Source organism: Mycobacterium sp. AT1, assembly GCF_002043095.1.
Lineage (GTDB): Bacteria > Actinomycetota > Actinomycetes > Mycobacteriales > Mycobacteriaceae > Mycobacterium.
Map to the genome: position 1 here is coordinate 18,634 of NZ_MVOC01000023.1, position 25,085 is coordinate 43,718.

26 protein-coding genes are annotated in these 25,085 nt (G+C 68.8%); 12 read left to right on the plus strand and 14 right to left on the minus strand.

Going from position 1 to position 25,085, the window contains the following annotated elements:
• Positions 1 to 19: 19 nt before the first annotated feature.
• Positions 20 to 346, minus strand: a complete 327-nt coding sequence (locus B1790_RS11540; RefSeq protein ID WP_079923424.1) for a DUF3349 domain-containing protein — start codon at positions 344 to 346, stop codon at positions 20 to 22.
• Between the two features lie 252 nt (positions 347 to 598).
• Between B1790_RS11540 and B1790_RS11545 the strand changes: the two genes are divergently transcribed.
• The 3 genes from B1790_RS11545 to B1790_RS11555 are packed head-to-tail and all read left to right on the plus strand — an operon-like array spanning position 599 to position 2,468.
• Entirely contained in the window at positions 599 to 1,846 is a 1,248-nt protein-coding gene (locus tag B1790_RS11545; protein WP_079923353.1) for an inorganic phosphate transporter, read from the plus strand.
• A gap of 27 nt (positions 1,847 to 1,873) precedes the next feature.
• Positions 1,874 to 2,155: a hypothetical protein gene (locus B1790_RS11550; RefSeq protein ID WP_079923354.1), complete on the plus strand. Its 282-nt coding sequence runs from the start codon at positions 1,874 to 1,876 to the stop codon at positions 2,153 to 2,155.
• Between the two features lie 7 nt (positions 2,156 to 2,162).
• Positions 2,163 to 2,468 carry a DUF3349 domain-containing protein gene (locus tag B1790_RS11555; RefSeq protein WP_079923355.1) on the plus strand — a complete coding sequence of 102 codons (306 nt, stop codon included), beginning with the start codon at positions 2,163 to 2,165 and terminating at the stop codon, positions 2,466 to 2,468.
• A 50-nt stretch (positions 2,469 to 2,518) separates the two neighbouring features.
• On the opposite strand, the gene B1790_RS11560 is transcribed toward B1790_RS11555, so the two are convergent.
• The 6 genes from B1790_RS11560 to B1790_RS11585 form a co-directional block, all read right to left on the minus strand.
• A complete protein-coding gene (locus tag B1790_RS11560) occupies positions 2,519 to 2,941 on the minus strand; it encodes a VOC family protein (RefSeq protein ID WP_079923356.1) in 423 nt (140 codons plus the stop codon).
• 93 nt (positions 2,942 to 3,034) lie between these two features.
• Entirely contained in the window at positions 3,035 to 3,907 is an 873-nt protein-coding gene (locus tag B1790_RS11565; RefSeq protein WP_079923357.1) for an SDR family oxidoreductase, read from the minus strand.
• Positions 3,908 to 3,916: 9 nt separating this feature from the next.
• Positions 3,917 to 4,471, minus strand: coding sequence for a GNAT family N-acetyltransferase (locus B1790_RS11570; RefSeq protein WP_079923358.1), 555 nt, complete (start codon positions 4,469 to 4,471; stop codon positions 3,917 to 3,919).
• On the minus strand, positions 4,468 to 4,869 hold the full coding sequence (locus B1790_RS11575; RefSeq protein WP_079923359.1) for a hypothetical protein: 402 nt from the start codon (positions 4,867 to 4,869) through the stop codon (positions 4,468 to 4,470). The genes B1790_RS11570 and B1790_RS11575 overlap by 4 nt, the downstream gene beginning before the upstream one ends.
• Positions 4,870 to 5,001: 132 nt before the next feature.
• Positions 5,002 to 6,447 carry an APC family permease gene (locus tag B1790_RS11580; protein WP_079923360.1) on the minus strand — a complete coding sequence of 482 codons (1,446 nt, stop codon included), beginning with the start codon at positions 6,445 to 6,447 and terminating at the stop codon, positions 5,002 to 5,004.
• A gap of 52 nt (positions 6,448 to 6,499) precedes the next feature.
• On the minus strand, positions 6,500 to 7,597 hold the full coding sequence (locus tag B1790_RS11585) for an alcohol dehydrogenase catalytic domain-containing protein (protein WP_079923361.1): 1,098 nt from the start codon (positions 7,595 to 7,597) through the stop codon (positions 6,500 to 6,502).
• Between the two features lie 119 nt (positions 7,598 to 7,716).
• On the opposite strand from B1790_RS11585, the gene B1790_RS11590 reads away from it, so the two are divergent.
• Complete coding sequence (locus tag B1790_RS11590; protein ID WP_079923362.1) at positions 7,717 to 9,156, plus strand: CdaR family transcriptional regulator; 1,440 nt, start codon at positions 7,717 to 7,719, stop codon at positions 9,154 to 9,156.
• A gap of 60 nt (positions 9,157 to 9,216) precedes the next feature.
• Here B1790_RS11590 and B1790_RS11595 read toward each other — a convergent pair whose 3' ends face one another.
• From B1790_RS11595 to B1790_RS11615, 5 genes are all read right to left on the minus strand, one after another.
• Entirely contained in the window at positions 9,217 to 11,379 is a 2,163-nt protein-coding gene (locus B1790_RS11595) for a thiamine pyrophosphate-dependent enzyme (RefSeq protein WP_079923363.1), read from the minus strand.
• A gap of 10 nt (positions 11,380 to 11,389) precedes the next feature.
• Entirely contained in the window at positions 11,390 to 12,304 is a 915-nt protein-coding gene (locus B1790_RS11600) for a 1,4-dihydroxy-2-naphthoyl-CoA synthase (protein ID WP_079923364.1), read from the minus strand.
• 20 nt (positions 12,305 to 12,324) lie between these two features.
• On the minus strand, positions 12,325 to 12,774 hold the full coding sequence (locus B1790_RS11605) for a nitroreductase family deazaflavin-dependent oxidoreductase (protein ID WP_079923365.1): 450 nt from the start codon (positions 12,772 to 12,774) through the stop codon (positions 12,325 to 12,327).
• A 10-nt stretch (positions 12,775 to 12,784) separates the two neighbouring features.
• Entirely contained in the window at positions 12,785 to 13,471 is a 687-nt protein-coding gene (locus B1790_RS11610; RefSeq protein WP_079923366.1) for an HAD family hydrolase, read from the minus strand.
• A 96-nt stretch (positions 13,472 to 13,567) separates the two neighbouring features.
• Positions 13,568 to 14,779 (minus strand): MFS transporter, encoded by a 1,212-nt coding sequence (locus tag B1790_RS11615; RefSeq protein WP_079923425.1) that lies wholly within the window; start codon positions 14,777 to 14,779, stop codon positions 13,568 to 13,570.
• Between the two features lie 86 nt (positions 14,780 to 14,865).
• Here B1790_RS11615 and B1790_RS11620 point away from each other — a divergent pair, with 86 nt between their 5' ends.
• Positions 14,866 to 15,531 carry a FadR/GntR family transcriptional regulator gene (locus tag B1790_RS11620; RefSeq protein WP_079923367.1) on the plus strand — a complete coding sequence of 222 codons (666 nt, stop codon included), beginning with the start codon at positions 14,866 to 14,868 and terminating at the stop codon, positions 15,529 to 15,531.
• A 78-nt stretch (positions 15,532 to 15,609) separates the two neighbouring features.
• On the opposite strand, the gene fadD8 is transcribed toward B1790_RS11620, so the two are convergent.
• Entirely contained in the window at positions 15,610 to 17,211 is a 1,602-nt protein-coding gene (gene fadD8 / locus B1790_RS11625; RefSeq protein WP_079923368.1) for a fatty-acid--CoA ligase FadD8, read from the minus strand.
• Positions 17,212 to 17,278: 67 nt separating this feature from the next.
• Here fadD8 and B1790_RS11630 point away from each other — a divergent pair, with 67 nt between their 5' ends.
• The 4 genes from B1790_RS11630 (at position 17,279) to B1790_RS11645 (ending at position 21,554) form a co-directional block, all read left to right on the plus strand.
• A complete protein-coding gene (locus tag B1790_RS11630) occupies positions 17,279 to 17,521 on the plus strand; it encodes a DUF3253 domain-containing protein (protein ID WP_079923369.1) in 243 nt (80 codons plus the stop codon).
• Between the two features lie 112 nt (positions 17,522 to 17,633).
• Positions 17,634 to 18,290 (plus strand): hypothetical protein, encoded by a 657-nt coding sequence (locus B1790_RS11635; protein ID WP_079923370.1) that lies wholly within the window; start codon positions 17,634 to 17,636, stop codon positions 18,288 to 18,290.
• A gap of 62 nt (positions 18,291 to 18,352) precedes the next feature.
• Positions 18,353 to 19,960 (plus strand): amidohydrolase, encoded by a 1,608-nt coding sequence (locus B1790_RS11640; protein ID WP_079923371.1) that lies wholly within the window; start codon positions 18,353 to 18,355, stop codon positions 19,958 to 19,960.
• Between the two features lie 31 nt (positions 19,961 to 19,991).
• Positions 19,992 to 21,554 carry a long-chain-fatty-acid--CoA ligase gene (locus tag B1790_RS11645; RefSeq protein WP_079923372.1) on the plus strand — a complete coding sequence of 521 codons (1,563 nt, stop codon included), beginning with the start codon at positions 19,992 to 19,994 and terminating at the stop codon, positions 21,552 to 21,554.
• Between the two features lie 5 nt (positions 21,555 to 21,559).
• On the opposite strand, the gene B1790_RS11650 is transcribed toward B1790_RS11645, so the two are convergent.
• Entirely contained in the window at positions 21,560 to 22,381 is an 822-nt protein-coding gene (locus tag B1790_RS11650) for a lysophospholipid acyltransferase family protein (protein ID WP_079923373.1), read from the minus strand.
• A gap of 23 nt (positions 22,382 to 22,404) precedes the next feature.
• On the opposite strand from B1790_RS11650, the gene B1790_RS11655 reads away from it, so the two are divergent.
• The 3 genes from B1790_RS11655 to B1790_RS11665 all read left to right on the plus strand — a co-directional run bounded on the left by B1790_RS11655 (position 22,405) and on the right by B1790_RS11665 (position 25,078).
• A complete protein-coding gene (locus tag B1790_RS11655) occupies positions 22,405 to 23,418 on the plus strand; it encodes an o-succinylbenzoate synthase (RefSeq protein ID WP_079923374.1) in 1,014 nt (337 codons plus the stop codon).
• Positions 23,418 to 24,164 carry a DJ-1/PfpI family protein gene (locus tag B1790_RS11660; protein ID WP_079923375.1) on the plus strand — a complete coding sequence of 249 codons (747 nt, stop codon included), beginning with the start codon at positions 23,418 to 23,420 and terminating at the stop codon, positions 24,162 to 24,164. The genes B1790_RS11655 and B1790_RS11660 overlap by 1 nt, the downstream gene beginning before the upstream one ends.
• Before the next feature lie 131 nt (positions 24,165 to 24,295).
• Positions 24,296 to 25,078, plus strand: a complete 783-nt coding sequence (locus tag B1790_RS11665) for an alpha/beta fold hydrolase (protein WP_079923376.1) — start codon at positions 24,296 to 24,298, stop codon at positions 25,076 to 25,078.
• Positions 25,079 to 25,085 lie beyond the last annotated feature (7 nt).

The following is a 25,085-nucleotide window of genomic DNA, read 5'->3' on the forward strand; positions in this document are numbered from 1 at the left end:
ACGACTGCACGCAGCGGAGCTATGCGGATCCCTCGCCGTCTTCGGTGATCGCGGCGTCGTTGTCCCGGGGGTCGTCGAGCGGCCAGCCCTTGGCGGCCAGACGTTCTCGGATCCGTTCGACGTCTTCTTCCTGCGGCAGTTCGTCGGTCATCTGCGTGATGAACACGCCGATGTCGATCCGATCGAACTCGCCACGATCCATGAGTCCCTGCGCCACGGCCTTGACCTCTTCGTTGGAGAGGCGTCGGTTCAGCAGCGACATGAGGGGCACCCGATCCGGGCCGGGCACGCCCTCGGGGTAACCCGCCGTGATCCAGGCCACGATCTTTGCGACGAATGCGTTCACGTGTCGACTCCCCGTTGATGCCGCGGCGAGGACCCGACCGCGGCGATGTGTCGATGGTAGTTCCGTGCCGAGGCGATGTCGTTGCGCCGGGGCACCGACCGAAGTTTTCGGCCCCGAAGGCGAACGCGCCCCACCCATTGGATGAACACTGGATGAACAGCAATACGGGTTCGTCAAACTCCCAGGTAAGACAGGTGATTGTGAGCTTCACCGGCTGGTCAAAACATCCTGCGAAGCACCACAATCGCAGGCATGGACACAACCATGATCATCTTGGTGCTGTTGATTGCCACCGCGTTGGCGTTCGACTTCACCAACGGCTTCCACGACACGGGCAACGCGATGGCGACGTCGATCGCCACCAACGCCCTGAAGCCGAAGACCGCCGTCATTCTCGCGGGCATCCTGAACCTGGTCGGCGCCTTCCTCTCGGTCGAGGTCGCGATCACGGTGACCACTTCGGTTCTCAAGATTCAGGACGGTAAGACGGGGTCGCTGCTGGCAGGCATCGACCCGTCGACCGGCCTCACCATCATCTTCTCGGGCCTCATCGGCGGCATCCTCTGGAACCTGCTGACGTGGCTCTTCGGAATCCCGTCGAGCTCGTCGCACGCCCTGTTCGGCGGTCTCATCGGCGCCGGCCTCGCCGCGCTGGGCTTGGCGGGCGTCAACTGGAGTGGCGTGTTCGGCAAGGTGATCCTGCCCGCGCTCGCCGCGCCGTTCATCGCGGGACTCGTCGCCGCGTGCGGAACCTGGATGGTCTACCGCCTGACCCGCAACGTCGCGAAGAAGCGCCGCGAGGACGGCTTCCGCTGGGGCCAGATCGCCACCGCGTCGCTCGTCGCCCTCTCGCACGGCACCAACGACGCGCAGAAGACCATGGGCGTCATCGCCCTTGCCCTCATCACCACCGGTCACCTCACCGGAAACGTGAAGGAAGACGGCCTCCCGTTCTGGGTCATCGCCTCGTGTGCACTGGCCATCGGCCTCGGCACCTACATCGGTGGCTGGCGCGTCATCCGCACGCTCGGAAAGGGCCTCGTCGAGATCGAATCTCCCCAGGGGCTGGCCGCGGAGGCGTCGTCAGCGGCGATCATCCTGAGCTCCAGCGCCGCGGGCATGGCGCTCTCCACGACGCACGTCGCGACGGGCTCCATCCTCGGCAGCGGTGTCGGCAAGCCCGGTGCGCAGGTCCGCTGGGCCGTGGCGGGACGGATGGCGGCCGCCTGGCTGATCACCCTGCCCGCCGCCGCACTCGTCGGCGCGCTCTCGTTCTGGCTGTCCAACGTCGTGAAGAACGCCTCCGGCTCGGATCTGGCCGGTGACGGCCTCATCTTCGTCATCCTCGTCGGCCTGTCCGGCTTCATGTACTGGCGCGCCCAGCAGCAGAAGGTCGACCACAACAACGTCAACGCGGACTGGGACGACACCAGCAACTCCGTGGTGCCCGTCGACGAGCGCAAGTCCAAGGTCGTCGACCAGCCCACGGCCTCGGTCTGATCCGGCACGAGACATAGGGAACTGAAAATGACTTATCTGGAAGCAATTCTCAAGGTGCTGGCCGTCGGGCTGGTCCTCGGCGCAGGTCTGCCGGCAGTCTTCGCGATCGGACTGGTCGCCTTCTCGAAGGGGTCGGGCGGAGTCGCCAACGACGGCACCACCACCGCACCGAATCCGGCGCTGAAGTTCGCCGGTCTGCTGCTGTTCACGCTCGTCGCAGCCGTGATCGTGATCGCCATTCTCTACATCACCAAGGGCACCATCCAGCACCACTTCGGCTTCAACCCCGTCCCCTTCATCCCGAAATAGGACACACATGCCCGAGAACAGCACGCCCATGGAAAACGTCGTCAACTGGCTCGTCGCCGGCTACCCGGAGGGCGTGCCGCCCAAGGACTACTTCCCACTGCTGGCCCTGCTGAAGCGTTCGCTCACCGAGGACGAGGTCGTCCAGGCCGCGCAGTCGATACTGCGGTCGACCGACGGTGACACGGTGACCGAGGCCGAGATCCACGCCGCGGTCCAAGGCGTGATCGACAAGGAGCCCAACCCCGAGGAGATCCACCAGGTCGCGTCGCGACTCGCCTCCGTCGGCTGGCCGCTGGCGACCGCATCGCGCTGAAAAGCCTTGCAGCACACGTCCCCTCGACTCTTCTCCAGTCGGGGGGACGTTCAGTTTCTTGGGTCTCGGCGCAGGGGGTGGGTTTCCGGCACCTGGACGAAGATCAGGGTGACGCCGTCCGGATCGTCGACGTGCATCTCGTGCAACCCCCAGGGCTCCTCGGCGGCGGCCCTGGCGATCGCCACGCCACGGTGCTCGAGTTCGGCCTGGGTGGCGTAGACGTCGCGGACCTGCAGCCACAGCGCGCCAGGAAACGGCGGTGCCCCCGCGGACGGCGTGCCGTGACCATTTCCCGGGTCGCTTCGCTCCTGCCCTCCGTGGCCGGCGAGCTCGATCAGCGACTGTCCCGCGTAGAACACCGTGCCCGAACCGTACTCACGGGCGACGGCAAGACCGACGTCGTCGCGGTAGAACGCCAGCGACCGCTCGTAGTCGGCGGGCCGGAACAACACGCGACTCGCCAGGATCTCCATGCCACGGTTCTAACACGAGGCCGACGAGCCGCCGAGTTCTGCACATGGGCTGCGCTCGAGGCACCAGTCGCGACCGTGGCGCAGAAATGGGCGCTAGGTGGGTTGCACGCTCTGGCGCTTCATCACCGCGTCCACCGCGGCGGGCGCGAAGCTGTTCACCGCATGCGCCGTGACGGCCATGCGCGGGGCGATGCGAACCGGCCTGCGCCGGACGGCGGTGACCATCCAGTCCGCGGCCTCGTCGGCCGACAAACCCGGCAACCCGTCGTAGGCCCGGGTCGGGGCGATCATCGGCGTCTTGACCAAGGGATAGAACAGCGTCGTCGAATGCACGCCCTCGTTGCCCCATTCGGTCTCGACCACGCGGCTGACGGCGGTCAGCGCCGCCTTCGACGCGTTGTAGACCGCGAACAGCGGCGACGACTCGTTGAGCACACCCCACGTCGAGACGTTCACGATGTGCCCGTCGTGCCGCTCGCGCATGCCGGGCCCGAAGCCGCGGATCAACCGCAGCGGTGAGTAGTAGTTCAACGCCATCGTCCGCTCGACGTCGTGCCACCGGTCCAGCGATTCGGCCAGCGGGCGCCGAATCGACCGGCCTGCGTTGTTGACCAGGACGTCGACCCCGCCGAACCGCTCGTCGACGTCGGCCACCAAGGCGTCCACGGCGTCGAGGTCGGACAGGTCGCACGCGATCGCGGTCGCGTCGCCACCGGCCGCCTCGACCCGTTCGACGACGGAGTCGAGCAGGTCCTTCCTGCGGGCCACGACGATCACCCGCGCGCCATCGGCGGCGAGCTTCAGTGCTCCAGCTTCACCGATTCCCGACGAGGCTCCGGTGATCAGAATCCGCTTGCCTGCCGGGTCGACTTCGTGCCGGGGCCCGAACAACTGGGCGGCCAACGGTGGCCGCATGCTGGCGAGCAGCAGTGTGTCGGCGAGGCGGCGTAGCGGGTTCTTACTCACGTCGAGAGCTTAGGGTGCGACGAACCGGCCCAGATTCGCGACCGCCAGCGTCTGCTCCTCGCCGAATTCCTCGAAGGTCATGGCGGGGACGAAGCCGAGCCGTCGCGCGAGGTTCAGCGATCGGGTGTTGGCGCTCTGGGTGACGACGATGACCGGTTCGTCGCGGAGTTCGGCGGCCGCCGTCCGCAGCAGGGCGCTGGCCGCTCGATAGGCCAGGCCGCGACCCCAGAACCGGCGGTCGAGGGTGTAGGCCAGCTCGAGTTCCTCACCGGACGGTCCTAGGTGGCCGGGGTGGTGAAGGCCTCGACGGGTCAGCGACACCGTGCCGATGAACGCGTCGGTCGCCTTGTCGGCGATCAGGTAGGAGCCCGCCGAGTTCGTCGCCGCCGAGACGCCTGCTTCGTCGAGATCGCGGGTGACGGTGAGCCGGGGCTGGGGTCCGCCGAGGTGAGCGTGGACGTCGGGGTCGACGAGGTGCTCGATGATCGATCGGCGGTCGTCGTCGCGGGCCTTGCGCAGTACGACGTCGCCTGCGTCGATCCGCAGCACGGTAAGCGTGGTCATGCGTCCTGCCGGGGTGCCGGCCGAAGGACGCAGCGTGCGTAGCCGATCCAGCAGACGATCGTCGAGACCAGCCCGATCCCGAGCAGTGTGAGCGGCGCCGCCGCCACCTCGACGGCTACCGACCCGCTACCGGGAACGTGACGGTCGACGGCCCGCATGACGAGGAATGGCAGGATCGCCACCGCGAACGTGGCCATGGCTCCGACGACGGTCAGGCCGAAGGCGCTGCGCACCGCGCCGTAGACCATCGCTCCCGCCGCGGGGAGCACCAGCAGCGCCAGCGGAAGCGGCCGCAGTCCGGCGTCGACGTCACCCGTGGCGGTCCAGGCGCCCCATCCGGCCATGTCGGCCGACCCGCCCACCGCCTCCGCGGAGTACCACGGGAGGGCGATGGCCACGGCGATGGCCAGTAGGCCGAGGGTGCCGATCGCCCACCTGGTGAGTGTGGCTTCGATGAGCTGTCCCCTCCCGAGTTCGGCGCGCCAACGATCGTCACCGAACGTTAGCGCGCCCGAACCGGGCGGTCGCAGCTAGCCGACACCCTCCAGGACGTCGGTCTCGGTGTTGCCGATGTTGGCGACGATCTCGGGCCGCCGCGCCACCCGGAACCGATACCAGGCAACCGCCGCGATCATCGTGGCCAGGAACAGGTAGGGGATGACGTTCAACGGCCACGCAGGCACCGGCCAGACGTTGGCGAAGAACACGTAGGACATGGCGAGCACGACGACGACGGCGCAGGTCCACACCAGGCCGTTGGGCATGCCTTCGCGTCGCGTGTAGACGACGCAGGCGATGGCAACCAAGGCATACGCGACCATGTAGCCGTACGTGCCGTAGGTGTCGACCCACACGACGATCTGCATCGGGTCGACGCCGGTCGCGAGCAGCACCAGGTTGAGCGCGATGGCCGTCGGACCTGCGATCAGCAGGACCCGATGCGGTGTCAGGTGACGCTCGTGGGTACGGCCAAAGTGGTCGGCGACGACACCCTCCTTGCCCATCACGTAGACGATGCGTCCCACCACGTTCAGCGGGGCGACGACGACGGCGAAGAAGGAGGCTCCGACGCCGAAGGTGAGGATCGGGGCGAACCACGACGGCATGCCGATGAGCGTCGCGATGTCCTCGAGTGGGCTGGCGCTCTCGGCGAGGCCGTCGCCGAGGACGGCGATCTGGGTGTAGGCCGCGAACACGTAGAGGATGCCGACGGTGACGGCGCTCCACATGATGGCCCGCGGAATCGTGGTGTACGGATTCTTGGCCTCGCGGCCGAGGGCGTCGGCCGAGGAGAACCCGACGAAGCCGAGGATGCCGAGCACCATTCCCGCCGCAACGCCCTGCAACGGTGCGCCCTCGAGGCTGAACTGCGCGGGGTCCCACGCGTTGGGTCCGGCCCAGATGAGGGCGAGCACCAGCAGGACGACGATGATCGTGACCGATACCAACTCCAACACCAGGGAGACGCGCGCCGAGAGCCGGATGCCGCGGATCGTGAACAGCGTCGCGAGGCCGCCGAGCACCACCGCAAGCCCCAGCTGCCAACCGATTCCGGTGGCGGGCACTCCGAGCAGGACCAGGAACTGATTCATGTAGGACACCGCGCCGCCGAGCGAACCGGCCGTGATTCCCCAGCAGCCGACGACCAGTGCGACGCCGGCGAGATAGGCGCCGGTGGGGCCGAGCCCCTTGGCGACGTAGGTGTACAGCGACCCCGCCGACGCGTGCTTGCGCGCGAAGACCACGACGCAGTAGCCGACTGCCAGGATGACCAGCGTCGCGAGCAGGAACGACAGCACGGTGCCGTTGCCGGCGCCGAGGTAGATGGCCGCGGCGGTGAAGGCGATGACCGCACTCGGCGCGATGTTCGCGATCGCTTGGGCCGAGACCTCCGGCGCGGACATCACGCCGCGACGCAGTCCGGCGTCGGTCGGTGCCTGGGTCGACGACCCGGTGGGTGTGGGTGGTGCAGACATGGGGTCTCCGTTGGACGGCTGGGTCAGGGAACGTACTGGGTAAGCGGTTGGATCAGGGGATGAGCAGCGTGCGCAACGCTTCCCCGGTCTCGAGGTCGGCGAACGCCTCGGCGGCCTCGGCCAGCGGACGGTGCGCGGAGATCAGCGGGTCGAGTTTGAGCTGACCGTCCATGTACCGGTCGACCAACGCGGGGATGTCGATCGACGGGCGGACCGACCCGTAGTTCGACCCAAGGATGCGTTGGTCGGCTTCGGCCAGGACCAGAGGCTCGAACGACGCCTTGGCGCCGGTGGGCGGAAGGCCGACGATCACCGCGGCGCCGCCGAGGCCAAGCATGCGGATCGCCTGCTCGGTGGTCGACGTGCGGCCGATGGCGTCGAAGGCGTAGTCGACGCCGTCGGGAAGCAACTCGAAGAGCTGCTCGACGACGTCGCCGTCACTCGCGTCGACGCGGTCGGTGGCACCGAATTGCATTGCCAATTGGGTCTTTGCGGGCAGGACGTCGACCGCGATGATCCGCTCGGCGCCTGCCAACCGGGCGCCCTGGACGACGTTGAGGCCGACGCCGCCGCAGCCGATCACGACGACCGTCGAGCCGGGTTCGACGGCCGCGGTGTTGAGGACGGCGCCGACACCGGTCGCGACCGCGCAGCCGACGACGGCGATCACGTCGAGCGGCGCGTCGTCACGCACCTTGATCGCGCCGGACGCGGGGACCACGACCTCCTCGGCGAAGGAGGAGACGCCGAGGTAGTGGTGGAGCATTTCGCCGTCCTTGGACAGACGTGAGGTGCCGTCGTACAGCACGCCCTTGGGGGCGACGACGGTGGCGGCCTTGTGGCAGCGGGCCTCGTGGCCCGATCGGCAGTATCGACATTCCCCACACGGCGGCACCCAGCTGAGCACCACGTGGTCGCCGACGGCCAGCGAGTTGACGCCCTCGCCGAGTTCGACGACGACGCCGGAACCCTCGTGGCCCATCACCAGGGGCGCTGGCGCGTCCCACTCGCCGCGCTTGACGTGCAGGTCGGAGTGGCAAACCCCGGCGGCGGCGATCTTGACGCGGACTTCGCCGGCCTTGGGGGCGGCGAGATCGACGTCGGCGACCTCGATGGCCGTTTCGGGATCGCGGAAGACGATGGCTTTCATGCAGCTCCAGGGTCGGTGGTGGTCGGATCCGGGTGATCGTATGCATGACGACCCCGCGGAAGCACTGTGAATGTTTGTGGATATGACGGCGTGGGTTCGGCATTTCGTACACTCGCCGGATGGCCCGGGACCTGACCTCCGTCGCCCGCATATTGGGCGGGGAGTTGTGCCTCGACGGTCGGGTGGACGCGTCGACGCCGGTGGACGCCGCCGTGCGGCTCGACGAGTTCGCCGTCGTCGGCAATCCGTCGTACGCCACCCTGGTGGTCGCTTCGGTACGGGCGATCGAGGCGACGATCCTGGCGGGCGGCGAGCGCGCCACGGCCCTGACGCACGCGGTTCTCGTCGTCGGGGGAGACCAAGCCGAGCTTCGTGAGCTGTTGTCCGCCAAGGGTTTCTGCGCGATCGTCGTGGCCGAAGCCGACGAGGAGCTGCTTCACGCTCGGCTCGTCGCGCTGCTGGCGGCCGACCAAGCGGCCGAGGACCGGCTGGTCACCACCGGCACCAAGGTGCTCACCCAGGTGGCCCGTCGCGGCGGTGCCCAGGCCGTTGTCGCCCAGCTCGCCCATCGCATCGACGGCTGGGCGGTCCTGCTCGACGCCCACGGACAGACCATCACCACCGCCGGCGCCGGGGGCCTGCATGTCAAGGACGCCGTGACGGTGGCGTTCCACCGGCCGGTGCGGCTACGGCACCGCGGCCTGCAGGTGCACGTGGTCGGCTCCGACGAGGACGTGACGGGCTACCTCGTCATCTCCTCGCGCAACGCCTCCACCAGTCGTAGCCGTGACCTGGCGTCGCAGGCCGCCGCGCTGCTCGACTTGGTGCTGCGCACTCACGACTACACCGGCACCGAGCGGCTGGGTCGCGAAGTCATGGTGGGCACGCTGCTCGTGGGCGGCGACCCTGCCGTGGCGTTGCTTCGCCGGTGGGGTGTGCACGAGCTGTCGTTGACCGCCTTCGTGCTGACGGCGCGGTCGAGGTCGCTCGACCTGGAGCGACTGGTGATCCGCTGGCTCGACGAACTCGGTGCCGTGCACATGGTGACCGTGGAGCGCGGCACGGTCCTCGGCTTCGTCCGCGACGAGCAGACGGACGCTCTCGCGGAGCGGGTGCAGAACTCCGGCGTTGCCCCACGGCTGCCGCTGCGGCTGGGCCTTGGCACCCCGGCACCGACCGACGTGCTGACCCGCAGCGTGGCCGAGGCCCGCCAGGCGCACGAGGTGGCAGTCGCCGACGGCCGCGACGTGGTCCGCTATCGGGCGCTGCCGACGGTCGCCTACGTGCTCGACCGGCTCGACCCGGTCGACGGCGGCCGGCTGGCGGCGGTGCTTGACCCACTTCGCGACGGGGACGGCTCTCACGGCGACCTCACCGTCACGTTGCGAACGTTCTTGGCGCAGAACGGAGTATGGGGGATGGCGGCCGAGCGCCTCGGTGTGCACCGGCAGACGCTGACCAACCGGATTCGTCGGGTCGAGGATTTGACCGGGTTGTCGATGGCGAGTCCGGACGATCGCGCCGCCGCGTGGCTGGCCCTGCGCGCGCTCGAACGCTGACCCCCTTGCGTTTTCGGCGCGCTGATCCGCGGTGGGCGCGGATGAGCGCGCCGAAATCACTCAGGAGGTGAGCTTGTGGGCGGCGGACTCGATGCGCTCCTCCGACAGAAGCACCGTCAGCGCCGCATCGCCGAGCGGGATGAAGCTGTCCTCGCTGGCCACCCTCGCCAGCGCGCCCGCGTAGCCGTTGTCGACTAGTGCGGCGAGCACGCCTTCGGAGACCCCGCCGGAGGCCCTCGTCTCGTCGACCACCAGCGTGCGGCCGGTGGCGTTGGCTTCCCGCACGACGTCGGCGACGGGAAGCGGTGCGAGCCAACGCATGTCGACCACCCTCGTCGAGATGCCGTCGCGCTCGAGGCGGCGCGCGACCCGCAGGCTCATCGGCACTCCGTTTCCGAACGTCACGATCGTCAGGTCGGACCCGTCGCCGTAGGTGCGGGCGCTGCCGATCGCCACGGACTCCGACGGGTACGGCGCCAACCATTGGTCGTCGCCGCCGTCGTGAAGATCCCGAACGTGGTACAGCGCAATTGGTTCCAGGTAGACGCACAGGGCGCCCGCGGTGTGGGCCGCTGCGGCGCAGGTGCGCATCATGGCCGCGGCGTCGTCGGGCCGAGACGGGGAGGCGATCACGATGCCCGGGATGTCGCGCAGCGCGCCGACGGCGTTGTCGTTGTGGAAGTGCCCGCCGAAGCCCTTCTGGTAGCCGTAACCGGCGACGCGGACCACCATCGGGTTTCGATACTGCCGGTCGGAGAAGAACTGGAGTGTGGCTCCCTCGCCGCGGATTTGGTCGGCGGCGTTGTGCAGGTATGCCAGGTACTGAATCTCGGGGATGGGCAGCAGGCCGGCGAGCCCGGCGCCGAGCGCCAGCCCGAGGATGGCCTGCTCGTCGAGAACGGTGTCGAATACCCGTGCCGGACCGAACTTCTGCGCAAGTCCGCGGGTGACGCCGTAGACGCCACCCTTGCGTGCGACGTCTTCGCCGAAGACCAACGCCCCCGGGTGCTCGGTCAAGACGTCGGCCAACGCGCGGTTCACGGACTGCGCGACGGTCAGCGGTTCGCCGCCGCCGGTCGTGTCGTCACTGGGTGGTCGCGCGGCGACGGCGTCGGCCAACGCGTCGTGCAACGGCCGCATCACTGCTGCGGCGCTGGACAATTGGGGAAGCTCGGCGACCTCCTCGGCGATGCCGATGACCTCCGAGCGCTTGGCCTCGTAGCAGTCGAGGATCTCGGCGGGGGACAGGCCGGCGTGCTCGATCAGCAACGCGGCAGTTCTCAGCACCGGGTCACGTTCGTAGTCTCCGGCGATCTCGGCCGGGGTGCGGTAGGCCGCCTCGACGTCGGAACCGGCGTGGCCCATCAGCCGCACGGTGCGCAGGTGCAGGAACGCCGGCTTGCGGTGCTTGCGCACCCAGTCGACGGCACGGGCCGCGACGGTATGAGCATCGACGAGGTCGGAGCCGTCGGCGGCGAAGTACTCCAGGCTGGCCCGGTTGCCGAAGCTGGCGGCGATCCATCCGGTCGGGGTCTTGGTGCTGATGCCGATGCCGTTGTCCTCGCAGACGAACAGCAGGGGCAGTGGAAGTCCTTGGTAGGCGGCATGAGTCGCGGTGTTGACGGCGCCGACGGCCGTCGAGTGATTCGCCGACGCGTCGCCGATGCTGCACACCGTGACGGCGTCCCGCGGCCACGGCGTGTCGATCCCGAGCTTCGTGGCCCGGCCGATCGAGAAGGCCACCCCGACCGCGCGCGGCAGGTGCGACGCGATCGTCGAGGTCTGCGGGATGACGTTGAGGTCGCGTCGGCCGAACACCTTGTGCCGTCCGCCGCTGATCGGCTCGTCGGTCGCCGCGCACAGCCCGAGCAGCACGTCGCGCAGCGGGTCGCTGCCGTCGACCTGTCGGGCGCGCTGCAGGAAGAAGCCGCCCGAACGGTAGTGCAGCAGAGCGGGATCGGTGTATCGCAGGGCCGCGGCCACGGCGGCGTTGCCCTCGTGCCCAGACGAACCGATGGTGTAGAAGCCCTTGCCGCGGGACCGCAGCCAGCGGGCAGCCAGGTCGAGGTGCCTGCTGCCGAGTTGCGAGTCGAACAGGTCGAGGACGCCTTGGACCGTCAGGGTCGACGTCGCCACGATGGGCGCGCTTCGGTCCGCCCGGGTTGCCCCGGTGGACAGCGCACCCACCGCCTCGACGAAGTACTCGTCGATCTTCTCGGCCATGGCGTCCCCTTTAGAAGTGGCGCGGGAAGCTCGACCAGTCGGGGTCGCGCTTCTCGAGGAACGCATCGCGGCCCTCGACCGCCTCGTCGGTCATGTACGCCAGGCGCGTCGCCTCACCGGCGAAGACCTGCTGGCCGACCAGTCCGTCGTCGAGCAGGTTGAACGCGAACTTGAGCATCCTGATGGCCTGCGGCGACTTGCCGTTGATCTCGTCCGCCCATTGCAGCGCAACGGTTTCCAGTTCGGCGTGGTCGACGACCTCGTTCACCGCTCCCATCGCCTTCATCTGTTCGGCGGTGTACGGCCTGCCGAGGAAGAAGATCTCGCGGGCGAACTTCTGCCCCGTCTGCCTGGCGAGGTACGCGCTGCCGTAGCCGGCGTCGAAGCTGCCTACGTCGGCGTCGGTCTGCTTGAAGCGGGCGTGCTCCCGGCTGGCCAACGTCAGGTCGCACACCACGTGCAGGCTGTGCCCACCGCCGGCGGCCCAGCCGTTGACCAAGCAGATCACCGGCTTCGGCATGAAGCGGATCAGCCGCTGAACCTCGAGGATGTGCAGCCGGCCCGCCTGCGCGGGGTCCACGGTGTCGGCCGTCTCGCCGGCCGCGTATTGGTAGCCGGTGCGGCCGCGGATGCGTTGGTCGCCGCCGGAGCAGAAGGCCCAGCCGCCGTCCTTCTCCGACGGGCCGTTGCCGGTCAGCAGGATGACGCCGACGTCGTTGCTCATCCTGGCGTGGTCGAGCACGCGGTACAGCTCGTCGACGGTGTGGGGGCGGAACGCGTTGCGTACCTCCGGCCGGTCGAACGCGATGCGCACCGTTGGCTTGGGGACACCGTCGACCACGTGGCGGTGATAGGTGATGTCGGTCAGCTCGAAGCCCCTGACGGGCTGCCACACGGTCGGGTCGAACGGATTGTCAGAACTCACCCGGTTGACTGTAGCCAGGGCTACATCGGGTCGAACCGGAACACCGCGCAACGCCCGGCGAGCGCTTCGAACTCGTCCGGATTGGGGCCGGTGACCAGCCCGGAGCGGGTCATGAAGCTGACGCCGGTCGGGACGAGGACGGGAAACTGCCGCAGCAGCGGCCGGGCCTCGTCGGCCGACAACTCCACGACGCGCACCCGTTCGTCCTTGCGGCCCTGCGTCAACGTCGCCTCACCCGCGGCCCGCAGGTTCTTCACCCAGTCAGCCTTCGGGAAACCGCCGACGACGTAACGCTTCCCGTCGACGGTGAACGGGGTGACCGGTGTGGGGCGAGGAGTGCCGGAGTTGCGCCCGATCACGCTGAGGACCATCGGGCCCTCGCGCATCAGGCCCACCCGCATCGCGGCCATCATGACCTTGTTCATCGGTTTGAGCCACCAGGGCGGCCGAATGTCGTCGTCGCCGGGCATGCCCGAAATCCTAGACCGCGAGACCGGCGCTCTCGATGGCCTCGATCAGGCCGGTCGGACGCTGGTTCGTCGGCATCGGGTCGACGAGGGCAAAGCGACAGCCCACGGCGATGGCGCCGCCGTCGGCCTCCTCGCTGTCGCCGACCATGAGTGCGTCCTCGGCGGCGACGCCCACGCGTGTCAGCGCGGTCTGGAAGATCTCTGCGGTGGGCTTCACGGCGCCCACCTCGTAGGACAGCACGAACTCGTCGACGTCGTCGGCGATGCCGAGCCGGGCGAACGCGGGTCTGATGTCGAACGCGATGTTGGACACCACCGCGGTCCGGATGCCCTGGCGGTGCAGTCCGGCGAGCACGGTGGCGGTGTCCGGGTACGGCGTCCAGCTGGCCGGGTCGACGACCTTGTCATAGAGCCGTTTCGCATGGTCGTCGGCCACCCCGGATTCGCGCAGCACGTGCAGGTAGGCCTCGCGATGCAGATGCGGTTCGAGGTCGCGGTTCGTCCAGGCCCGGTGGGCGTCTTCGTCCATGTCGACGGATGCGCCCGTTGGCGCGGTCAGGCGCCGCATCAGCTCGGCTTGGACGTGGCCGTCGACTGCCTTCTCGTCGACCTGGATTCCGGCAAACCAGCTGTCGTCCTCCTCGAGGCGGAAGAGGGTTCCGGAGAAGTCGAAGAGCACGGCGCGGGTGATGGTCACGGCATCATTGTGCCTTGACCCGTCACCGGCGCCGAGCGTGAAGAAATGTGCGAGAAATGCGGGGACCGTCGCGCACTACTTCACTTTCGCGCAGGGTCAGACGTACCGGTTCCGACCCGCCATGGCGCCGGCGACGATCTGCACGACGTAGACCGCAAGGAACATCGCGAACGGGATGGTCCAGCCGTCTGAGACGTCGTGCAGCAGTCCGAACAGGAACGGCCCGAGGCCGGCGAACAGGTAGCCGAATCCCTGTGCCATTCCGGACAGTTGGGCGGTGTCCTCTGCGTTGCGCGCCCGCAGCGCGATGACCGTGAGGGCGATGGAGAACGCGCTCATACCGACGCCGATCAGCACGCTCCACACCCACGGCGCGGCGGCGGGCGCCACCAAGAGGCCGACCGCGCCGGCGAAGCCAAGGACGCCCAGTGCGACGATCCATCCGCTCTGGTGCGTCGCGCGCGCCGCCAGCGGGGAGATGATCAGCGCGACAGGAACCCCGATCAGCGACACCAGGCCGACGAGTATCCCGGCCTGCACCTTGCCGATGCCGTTGTCGATGAATATCTGTGGGAGCCAACCCATCACGATGTAGGCCAGGAACGCCTGGCAGCCGAAGAACAGCGTCACCGTCCAGGCCAACCGGCTGCGCAGCAGGGATCTCGGCTTGCCGGTGAGTTCGGTCGACACGGCCCACGAGCTTCGGTGTCGACGGGATGCGGGCAGCCACGCCAGCAGGGCGAGCAGCGCGATCGCCGCCCATGCCGCCAAGGCCAGCCGCCAGCCGCCCAGCGGTTCCTCGAGGCCGGGTGTGACGGCCGAACCGAGGGCGCCACCACCCTGCAACGCGGCGGTGTAGATGCCGGTCATCAGGCCGACCCTGGTGGGGAACGACCCCTTGATGACGACGGGAATGAGGACGTTGATCAGCGCGATGCCGGCGCACGCCAGCAACGTCGCCCCGATCACGACGTGTGGCCCGTCTACGGTGCGCAGCACCAAACCGGCGGTCAGTACCACCAGCGCCGCCGAGATGACGCGGCCGAGGCCGAACCGGCTCGACAACCGGGGCGCCGTCAGCCCGGCCGCGGCGAAGCACAGCCCGGGCATCGTCGTCAGCAGGCCGGCCCAGGTGGCGGACGTGCCCAGTTCCTCGCGCATGTCGCCGAGCAGCGGGGCGACGCTGGTGACGGCGGGCCGCAGGTTGAGGGCCACCAGGATCACCGCGACCGCGAGCAACGTTCCGCCCGCGAGGACGGGAACGCCGGCGAGTGGGATCGCGGCGGACTGGTTGAGCTGAACCGCCACCTTGGGCCCGGAATGTTCGTCCTGCTCGTCGCCACGCACGCTGCTACATTGCCATACATCCCATGATTGGTTGAAAGGATGTCTCCGTGGCGTTGAGCACTGCCCGTCGCACGGGACTGGTCGACCAGGTCATCGACCAGCTTCGACAGTCGATCGCCAGCGGAGAATGGCCCGTCGGTCACCGCATCCCCAACGAGACGGTGCTCGTCGACTCGATCGGCGTCGGCCGCAACACGGTCCGGGAGGCCGTGCGCGCGCTGGCGCACGCCGGGCTCCTCGATGTTCGGCAGGGGGACGGGACCTACGTCCGGGCGACCAGTGAGGTCTCCGGGGCGCTGCGGCGGTTGTGTGGCGCGGAGCTTCGCGACGTGCTGGAGGTTCGCCGCGGCCTCGAAGTGGAGGGCGCGCGGCTCGCGGCGGCCCGTCACACCGACGCGGACGTCGCGGAGATGCGCGAGCTGCTGGCCCGTCGCGACGCTTGCCTCGCCGCCGGCGACACCGACGACTTCGCCCGTGCCGATACCGAATTCCACCTCGCCGTGGTCCGCAGCTCGCACAACGCCACGCTGACGGAGCTGTATCGCGGGCTGGTCGAAGCCGTCACCGCAAGCGTCGCGACCACCCACGAGGCGCCAGTCGAGATCGTCGACCACGGCGTGCTGCTCGACCACATCGCCGCAGGCGACGTCGACCAGGCTGCCCGGATGGCGGGCGAACTGCTCGACCGCATCCTCGACGGCCTGCCCGACTAACCCCTTCCCGCGAGCAGTCGCAAAGGGCCCTCAATTAGCGCAATTCAGGGCCATTTATGTCTGCTCGCGGGAGGAGGATTACCCGACGCGGCGGTCCGCACCCTCCCAGAACTGCGCGCGGACGGCCTTCTTGTCGGGCTTGCCAAGCGCGGTCACCGGCACCGAGTCGACGATCACGATCTGCTTCGGCGACTGCACCGACCCCTTGCGCTCCTTGACGGCGGCCTGGATCTCGGCGGTCATGGTGGCGATCGACGCGTCGTCGGTCGCCGCGTCCGGCCGCAGCACCACGACGGCGGTGACGGCCTCGCCCCACTTCTCGTCGGGTGTGCCGATCACGCACACCTGCGCCACCGAAGAGTGTTCGGCCACAACGTCTTCCACCTCCCGAGGGAAGACGTTGAACCCGCCGGTGACGATCATGTCCTTGGTGCGGTCGACGATGAACCAGAAGCCGTCCTCGTCCTCGCGGGCCAGGTCGCCCGTGTGCATCCAGCCGTCGCGGAACGTCTCGGCCGTCGCCTCTGGTTTGTTCAGGTAACCGCCCGCCAGCAGCGGACCCGACACGCAGATCTCGCCGACCTCGCCGCGGGGCACCGGTTGACCGTCCTCGCCGAGCAGCGCGGTCCGCGCGAACAGCGTCGGCCTGCCGCACGACGTGAGCCGCTTCTCGTCGTGGTCGCCCTTCGCCAGGTAGGTGATGACCATCGGCGCCTCGGACTGCCCGTAGTACTGCGCGAAGATCGGCCCAAAGCGGCTGAGCGCCTCCTTGAGTCGCACCGGATTCATCGCAGATGCGCCGTAGTAGACGGTCTCCAGCGACGACAGGTCCCTGGTGTGGGAGTCGGGGTGATCCATCAGCGCGTAGATCATCGACGGCACCAGCATCGTCGCGGTGATCTTCTGCTCCTCGATGGTCCGCAGCACCTCGGCCGGGTCGAACTTGGCCAGCACCACCATCTCCCCGCCCTTGACGATCGTCGGCAGGAAGAAGGCCGCGCCGGCATGCGACAGCGGCGTGCACATCAGGAACTTCGGATTCTCCGGCCATTCCCACTCGGCGAGCTGGATCGTCGACATCGTGGTGGTCGCCTGCGACGTCATCATCACGCCCTTGGGCTTGCCGGTCGTGCCGCCGGTGAAGGCCAGCCCGGTGACCGTGTCGGGGGCCAGGTCGGCGGCGACCAGCGGCTGCGGCGGGTACTTGGCGGCCTCGGCGCTGAGGTCCACCGCGACGTCGGCCAGCTCGGCAGGCACTGGCCCGATCGTCAGCACCTGCTTGAGCGACGGCACCTTCTCGAGCAGCCCGACCGCGCGTTCGACGAACATCGGATTCGGGTCGACGATCAGCGACGTGACCCCGGCGTCGGTCAGCACGTAGGCGTGATCGTCGAGCGAACCCAGAGGGTGTAGTGCCACGCGGCGGTATCCCTGCGTCTGCCCCGCACCGACGATCATCAGCACCTCGGGCCGGTTGAGGGCCAGCAGTCCGACGACCGCGCCGGTACCCGCACCGAGTGACTCGAACGCCTGAACGTACTGGCTGATGCGGTCGGCGAGCTCTCCGCCGGTCAGCGTGGTGTCGCCGAGGAACAGCACGGGCTTGTCGCGGTGACGCTTCAGTGCGCCGACGGTGAGGTGGCCGGAGTGGATCGGATGCCGCAGCATTGCATCGCTCATGGGTCCAGATTAGAACGTGTTACAGAAATCGTGGCAAGGGGCGCGGATTCCGGCTTCACTGGAGGGCGTGAACCAGCGGCTGCGCACCACCATCCTGGAGCTGGCCCGCGAGCGTGGACCGGACAAGACCATCTGCCCGTCCGATGCGGCCAGGGCGATCGGCGGCGACGAGTGGCGTGACCTGATGGACGACGCCCGTGACGTCGCGCGGTCGCTGGCCAGGGAGGGTCTGGTCGACGTCACCCAGAAGGGCGACGCGCTCGACCCGGACGCTGCGTGGCGCGGTCCGATCCGCATCCGCATCAGGTAGCCCCTCGAATCGGGTAGTGCACTACTCGCGCCTGCCGGTGTCTGAAGTCAATAGCGTCGACGACACCTGTACTGGCACATGCCCTTCGAGGGCATTCGAGGAGGACTGAATCATGATCCGACAACTCGCGACCACGGCCGCTCTCGCGGCACTCCCGGCGACGGTGCTGACCGTCCCGGCGTCGGCGGAACCCCTGCCCTATGGTCCGGACACCTGCATCCAGGGCTTCGTCTGGCGCGACGGTCGGTCTGGAGACCACGTGTGCGTCACCCCCGACGTGCGGAGTCAGACGGCGGCGCAGAACGCCGCCGCCGCCTCGAACCGGGAGCCGGGCGGCGGCACGTACGGGCCGAACACGTGCAAGCAGGGCTTCGTCTGGCGGGACGCCTGGGGCGGGGACCAGGTGTGCGTCGTGCCTGCGGTGCGCGACCAGGCCGCCACCGACAACGCCGCGGCGGCCTCGCGCAGGCAGACCAGCGTGCCCCAACCCGTACCGCCACCCCCGCCTCCGCCGCCGCCCGCGCCGAAGCAAGGCCCCGGGGTGTCCTGGCAGCCGAGGCTCGGCGGACTGACCGCGCACATCACCGACCGCAGCGGTGTCGCGTCGCAGTGCACCTACACCTCGGATTTCTACCAGCGCAGCTTCTTCCTGCCCGCCAATGCGACGTTCGACTTGGTGATCGTGCCTGCGATTCCGAAGTTCCAGAACTGGAACGTCACGGTGAAGTGCGACAACGGCACGACGACCAACACCAGCGAGTTCTTCTAGCGCGACCCCGCGGAGGACGGAGTTTCGACGAATTCTCCCATCGCCTCTGCGAGGATGTCGGGATGCCCGCTGACCTGGCTTTTTTCGGTACCGTCCTGACCGTCGACGACGCCATGCACACCGCGGGTGCGCTCGCCGTCGCCGACGGGCGCATCGTCGCCGTGGGTGACCGGGCCGCCGTCGAGAGCTGGGTCGGACCCGACACCGAGGTCGTCGAGCTCGGTGACGGTTGCGTCATGCCGGGCCTGATCGAAGCGCACGGGCACCCGCTGATGGAGGCGATCGTGCTGGCCGACCGCATCGTCGACGTCCGACCGGTCACGATGGGCGACGCGGATCGGGTCCTGTCCGCGATCCGGGACGAGGTCGCGGCCCGCGGCGAGTCGGGGGCATACCTCAACGGGTGGGATCCGTTGCTTCAGGTCGGGTTGCCCGAGCCGACGCTGGCCTGGCTCGACGAGATGGCGCCCGACACGCCGCTGGTAATCGTGCACAACTCGGGCCACAAGGCGTTCTTCAACTCGGTGACCGCCCGCAACCTGGGGCTGAACCGCGACACCCCCGATCCGAAGGGCGCAAAGTTCGGGCGCGACGCCGCGGGCGAGCTGGACGGCACCGCCGAGGAGACGGGCGCGGTGTTCCCGCTGATCGGCGGCGCGATCGACCCGGCCGGGTACCCGGCGATGCTGCTCGCCGAATGCGCGCGGCTGAACAAGGCAGGTCTGACGACGTGTTCGGAGATGGCGTTCGACCCGATGTTCCGGCCCGCGTTGGACGCTCTGCACGACGACCTGACCGTGCGGCTGCGCACGTACGAGATGTCGACCGCGGCGATGTCGACCACCGAGGTGCTCGACAACGGCGACGACGTCGTCCGGCAGGTCGGCATCAAGATCTGGGTCGACGGGTCACCGTGGATCGGCAACGTCGATTTGTCCTTTCCGTATCTCGACACCGCCGCGACCCGGTCGATCGGGGTGACGCCTGGTTCCTGCGGGCACGCCAACTACACCCGCGAGCAGCTCACCGAAATCGTCGGCGCCTACTTTCCGCTGGGGTGGCAGATGGCCTGCCACGTGCAGGGCGACGCCGGAGTCGACACCATCCTCGACGTGTACTCCCAAGCGCTGCAAGCTCATCCGCGTGAGGACCACCGATTGCGGCTAGAGCACGTCGGCGCCATCTCGAACGAACAGCTGCAGCGTGCCAACGACCTTGGCGTCACGTGCAGCATCTTCGTCGACCAGATCCACTACTGGGGAGACGTCCTCGTCGACGGTCTGTTCGGGCCCGAGCACGGCTCGCGGTGGATGCCTGCCGGCTCCGCCGTTGCCACCGGAATGCGCATCTCGCTGCACAACGATCCGCCCGTCACTCCTGAGGAGCCGCTGCGCAACATCAGCGTCGCGGCCACCCGGGTGGCTCCGAGCGGCCGGGTGCTCGGGCCGGAGGAGCGGCTGACGGTCGACCAGGCGATCCGGGCCCAGACGCTGGATGCGGCGTGGCAGCTGTTCTCCGACGACGTCATCGGCTCGTTGGAGGTCGGCAAGTACGCCGACCTGGTGGTGCTCTCGGCCGATCCGCGTTCGGTGCCGCCGGCGACGATCGCCGACCTGGACGTTCGCGCCACGTACCTGGCGGGGCGGCGCGTTTATTCGAAATCTGACTAGCCGCTGGTTCCGTCATGGCACGCTGGCGCACATGTCAGAGTTGCCAACACCTCGCTTCCTCGACGAACGCACCGCTCACTGGGCCAAGACCAAGCCCGACGACGAAGCCGTCACCTTCAAGGACCGCACCTGGACGTGGTCGCAGTGGTACGACCGCATCCGCCACCTGGCGGGCGCCCTGACCGAGCTGGGCGTCAAGCGCGGTGACGTGGTCGCGTTCCTCGACAAGAACCACCCGGCGTGTGTGGAAACCACCTTGGCGGCAGCGTCTTTGGGTGCGGCGACCGCGATCGTGAACTTTCGGCTCGCCGCCGACGAGCTGGACTACGTGCTCAACGATTCGGGCGCCAAGGTGCTGATCGTCGGAGCGGAGCTCAAGCCGGGCGTCGAGAAGATCAGGGACAAGCTGACGGCAGTGGAGAAGGTCGTCGAGGTGACCGCCGACGGGGGCGACGGTGACGAGTACGAGGCGATGCTGGCCGCGGCGAGCCCCGTCGAACGGTCGGCGGACGTCGAACCCGACGACGTCGCGATCATCATGTACTCCTCCGGCACCACCGGCCGACCCAAGGGCGTGTCGCTGACGCAGGCCAACCTGATTGCGCACACCGAGAGCGCGTTCGCAGGCTGGGAGCTCGACGAGGGCGACAAGAACCTGGTCGCGATGCCGCTGTTCCATGTCGGCGGGTCGTCGTACATGCAGCTGGGTCTGCATACGGGGGTGGCCAGCTACATGACGCGCGACGTCGACGGTGCGCAGCTGGCCGGCGGAATCTTCGCCGGGGCGAACCGGACCTTCCTGGTGCCTGCGGTGTTGGCCAAGGTGCTGGAGTCCGGCGACGACGCGGTCAAGTTGTTCAGCGCGCTCAAGACCTACGGTTACGGCGCGTCGCCGATGCCGTTGCCGTTGCTGCGCAAGGCGCTCGAGGCGTGGCCGGACACCGACTTCATCCAGGCGTACGGGCTGACCGAGGTGGGCGGCGTCATCAGCCTGCTGGCACCGCAGGATCACCGCAACGGCAACGAGGAGCGGATGGGCAGCGCCGGTCGGGTCGTCCCCGGTGCCGAGGTGCGCGTCGTGGATCCCGACAGCCTGGAGGACGTCGAACAGGGTCAGCAGGGCGAATTGTGGTTCAAGTCAAGGCAGTTGATGAAGGGCTACCACAACAAGCCCGACGCCACCAAGGAGGCGATCACCGACGACGGATGGTTCCGCACCGGTGACATCGGCAGGGTCGACGACGAGGGCTACATCTTCGTCGAGGACCGCCTCAAGGACATGATCATCACCGGCGGCGAGAACGTGTACTCGATCGAGGTCGAACGGGTGATCGCCGAGCATCCCGCCGTCGCCGAGGTCGCCGTCATCGGCGTGCCCGACGAGAGGTGGGGCGAATCGGTCAAGGCCGTGGTCTCACTCGAGGGTGAGGTCACGGAAGCGGAGATCATCGCCTACGCCAGGGAGCGGCTGGCCGCGTACAAGTGCCCCAAGACCGTCGACGTCGTCGACGAGCTACCCCGCAATCCCACGGGCAAGATTCTGAAGAAGGATCTGCGCCAACCACATTGGGAGAAGGCGGGCCGCAAGGTCTAGAGGGTCTAGGGCGAGACGGCTGCGCTGCGCGCCCACGGGGCGAGCCGACGATAGGGATCGCCTTCGCGGATCTCCAGCAGTGCGGCCAGCTCGCCCTCGAGTGCGGCCTTGGCCCGCTCACGCACCGTGGCGGTCCACTTCTCGGTGACCGCGCCCTTGGGTCGGGTGGTGTCGATCGGCGTGCCGAAGCGCAGATACGTGCGTTGTGGCCGCGGGATCATGGTCGGTCCGATGCCGCGAACCAGCGGCATCCCCATGTCCGTGGTGCCGGTCAGGCGTTCGGCGAGGGGCTTGGACCACCGCGCCCAGCGGCCGTCGCTGGTGGTGAGCACGTGGTAGGCGTCGTCGCCGCCGACCAGCGCCGCGGGGATGATCGGGTAGCCGTGCTCCACCGCGAGCCGGGCAAATCCGTTGCGGCCCTGCCACATCAGCGTGTACAGCTGGTCGCGGGCTTTGCTGACCTCCCGGCCACCGCCGGGGAACACGAGGATCGGCTCGCCGGCAGCCATGAGTTCGCGCGCCGTCTCCGGCGTCCCGACCACCGCCCCCGCGGCGGCGAAGAGGTCTGCAGGCACGCCCTTGACGTTGCCGAACCGGCGGTCGGCCAGCGGCCGCACCCGGATGCCGATCTGGCGTCGCACCACGTATGGGATCAGCAGGGCTTCGGTGCCCGCCTGGGTGTGGTTGCCGACGAGGAGGAAGCGGCCGTCGGTCGGGAGGTTGTCCAGCCCGTCGAGGTAGGGCTTGGAGGCCGAGACGAGGGGATCGATGCGGTCCGCGACGTTCTCGATCCACCGCTGGTACGTCGACACCTCGATGAGTGGCATCACCCGAGTGTAGGTTTCGATCCGTGGACGAAGAGGGTGTCGGCGAGCGCAGAACACCGCCCAGTCTGGACGATCTGCTGCAGCGCCTGCACGTCGTGTCGCTGCCGATGCGAGTTCGCTTCCGCGGCATCGACGTTCGCGAGGTTGCCTTGATAGAGGGCCCTGCCGGCTGGGGTGAGTTCGGCGCCTTCCTCGAGTACGAGCCCGCCGAGGCGGCGTATTGGTTGGCCTCGGCGGTCGAGGCGGCCTGGATCGCACCGCCAACGCCCCTGCGGCAGTGGATCCCGATCAACGCCACCGTCCCCGCGGTACCGGTGGCCCGGGTGCCAGAGGTGTTGGCCCGCTTCCCCGGAGCGCGCACCGCCAAGGTCAAGGTCGCCGAGCGGGGGCAGACCCTCGCCGAGGACGTCGCCAGGGTCAACGCCGTCCGCGAGCGGGTGCCGCTGGTCCGGGTCGACGCCAACGGCGGGTGGACGGTCGCCGAGGCGGTGGCCGCCTGCGCGGCCCTCACCGCCGACGGCCCGCTGGAGTACGTCGAGCAACCCTGCGCGACCGTCGCCGAGCTGGCCGAGGTGCGGGCACTGGTCGACGTTCCGGTGGCCGCAGACGAGAGCATCCGCAAGGCCGAGGACCCGCTGCACGTCGTGAACTCCGGCGCCGCCGACGTGGCCGTGGTGAAGGTCGCCCCGCTCGGTGGCGTGGCGCCGCTGCTGCACATCGCCAGCCAGATCGACGTTCCGATCGTGGTGTCCAGCGCGCTCGACTCGGCAGTCGGCATGTCGAGGGGTCTCCTTGCCGCGGCGTGCCTGCCCGAGCTGCGGTACGCCTGCGGGCTCGGCACTGGCGGTCTTTTCGTCGAGGACGTCGTCGACCCCGCGCCCCCCGTGGACGGTCAGCTGCCGGTCGGGGCCGTGGCGCCCGACCCGGCGCGGCTGTCCGGGCTGGCCGTGCCGCCCGACCGGCGACGGTGGTGGGTCGAGCGGATCGCGGCCTGCTACCCGCTGCTGTCGCAAGAGCTTCGCCTAGAGGAGAACTGATGCAGATCGCGATCGTGCTCTACCCCGGCTTCACCGCGCTGGACTTCATCGGCCCCTACGAATCGCTGCGGTGGCTGCCCGACGCAGAGGTGCGCTTCGTCTGGCACCAGCCCGGACCCGTCGCCGCCGACTCCGCCGTGCTGCTGGTCGGCGCGACGCATTCGTTCGACGAGACCCCATCGCCCGACGTGATCTTGGTGCCCGGCGGTTTCAGCACCTTCGAGCACGCCCGCGACGAGGTGCTGCTCAGCTGGCTGCGCACGGCCCGTGCGACCGCGACGTGGACCGCGTCGGTGTGTTCCGGCTCGGTGATCCTGGCGTCGGCCGGGTTGCTCGAGGGCAAGCGCGCGACGTCGCATTGGGCGGCGGTGCCGACGCTGCGGGCCTTCGGCGTCACCCCGGTCGGCGACGAGCGCATCGTCCACTCTGGAGAGGGCCTCGTCACGTGTGCGGGCGTGTCGGCGGGCATCGACCTCGGCCTATGGTTGGCGGCCCAGATCGGTGGCGAGGACCGCGCCAAGGCCATTCAGCTGTCCATGGAGTACGACCCGCAGCCGCCCTTCGACTCGGGGCACATGTCGAAGGCGTCGGCGAAGACCAGGGCCACCGCCACCGCGATGATGGGCCGCGACCTGATGAAGCCCGCCCAGCTGAAGGCCACGACGCTGCTGCTGTGGGAGCAGGCGATCCGCGCCGCCCGGGCTCGCGGCAAGAAACGCGGCGACGCGACGCCGTCGGCCCGTTGAGCGGAGCCACCCCGACGCCGACTTCTGCGCCAGGGCTCCCGATCGCATAATGCCGCGACCCAGGCGCAGAACTCGGCGGTCGGCGAAGCGGCCTTGGGACACCCCATCCCGCCCCAAGTAGGGTCGGCCGGGTGAATCTGGCGTACGACGACCGCGGCTCGGGTGAGCCCGTCCTGTTCATTTCCGGCCGCGGGGGAGCGGGCCGGACGTGGCATCTCCATCAGGTTCCCGCCTTCCAGCGGGCCGGCTATCGCATCATCACGTTCGACAATCGCGGCATCGGCGCCACGGAGAACGCACAGGGCTTCACCACCGAACAGGTGGTGTTCGACACCGCGAAGATGATCGAGAAGCTCGACGCGGGCCCGGTTCGGGTCGTCGGCGTGTCGATGGGGTCGTTCATCGCCCAAGAGCTGATGCTGGCCAGGCCCGACCTGGTGTCCGCCGCGGTGTTGATGGCGACCCGCGGCCGCGAGGATCGCACCAGGGAGTTCTTCAGCGCCGCCGAATACGAGTTCCTGCAGGCAGGTGTCGAACTGCCGCCCAAGTTCGAGGCGAAACTGCGGCTGCTGGAGAGTTTCTCGCCCAAGACGCTGAACGACGAGGCCGCCGTGCGCGACTGGATCGAGATGTTCACGATGTGGCCGGCGAAGTCGACTCCTGGCTTGCGCAGCCAGCTGAGAATCCGACCGGAGGGCAACCGGCTGCCTGCTTACCGGAACATTACGGCGCCGGCCCTGGTGATCGGTTTCGCCGACGACGTGGTGCTGCCGCCGCACCTCGGCCGTGAGGTCGCCGACGCCCTGCCCAACGGCCGCTACCTGCAGATACCCGATACCGGGCACCTCGGATTCATCGAGCGTCCCGACGTCGTCAACGCCGCCATGCTCGAATTCTTCGCCGCGGGGGTATGACAGGCTG

Coding starts and splice junctions, on each gene's coding strand:
- B1790_RS11560 (WP_079923356.1), bottom strand. CDS start 2,941: ATGGAGATCCTGGCGAGTCGCGTGTTGTTCCGGCCCGCCGACTACGAG.
- B1790_RS11595 (WP_079923363.1), bottom strand. CDS start 11,379: ATGGCCGAGAAGATCGACGAGTACTTCGTCGAGGCGGTGGGTGCGCTG.
- B1790_RS11605 (WP_079923365.1), bottom strand. CDS start 12,774: ATGCCCGGCGACGACGACATTCGGCCGCCCTGGTGGCTCAAACCGATG.
- B1790_RS11545 (WP_079923353.1), top strand. CDS start 599: ATGGACACAACCATGATCATCTTGGTGCTGTTGATTGCCACCGCGTTG.
- B1790_RS11650 (WP_079923373.1), bottom strand. CDS start 22,381: ATGCCACTCATCGAGGTGTCGACGTACCAGCGGTGGATCGAGAACGTC.
- B1790_RS11645 (WP_079923372.1), top strand. CDS start 19,992: ATGTCAGAGTTGCCAACACCTCGCTTCCTCGACGAACGCACCGCTCAC.
- B1790_RS11660 (WP_079923375.1), top strand. CDS start 23,418: ATGCAGATCGCGATCGTGCTCTACCCCGGCTTCACCGCGCTGGACTTC.
- B1790_RS11640 (WP_079923371.1), top strand. CDS start 18,353: ATGCCCGCTGACCTGGCTTTTTTCGGTACCGTCCTGACCGTCGACGAC.
- B1790_RS11555 (WP_079923355.1), top strand. CDS start 2,163: ATGCCCGAGAACAGCACGCCCATGGAAAACGTCGTCAACTGGCTCGTC.
- B1790_RS11635 (WP_079923370.1), top strand. CDS start 17,634: ATGATCCGACAACTCGCGACCACGGCCGCTCTCGCGGCACTCCCGGCG.
- fadD8 (WP_079923368.1), bottom strand. CDS start 17,211: ATGAGCGATGCAATGCTGCGGCATCCGATCCACTCCGGCCACCTCACC.
- B1790_RS11570 (WP_079923358.1), bottom strand. CDS start 4,471: ATGACCACGCTTACCGTGCTGCGGATCGACGCAGGCGACGTCGTACTG.
- B1790_RS11590 (WP_079923362.1), top strand. CDS start 7,717: ATGGCCCGGGACCTGACCTCCGTCGCCCGCATATTGGGCGGGGAGTTG.
- B1790_RS11580 (WP_079923360.1), bottom strand. CDS start 6,447: ATGTCTGCACCACCCACACCCACCGGGTCGTCGACCCAGGCACCGACC.
- B1790_RS11585 (WP_079923361.1), bottom strand. CDS start 7,597: ATGAAAGCCATCGTCTTCCGCGATCCCGAAACGGCCATCGAGGTCGCC.
- B1790_RS11550 (WP_079923354.1), top strand. CDS start 1,874: ATGACTTATCTGGAAGCAATTCTCAAGGTGCTGGCCGTCGGGCTGGTC.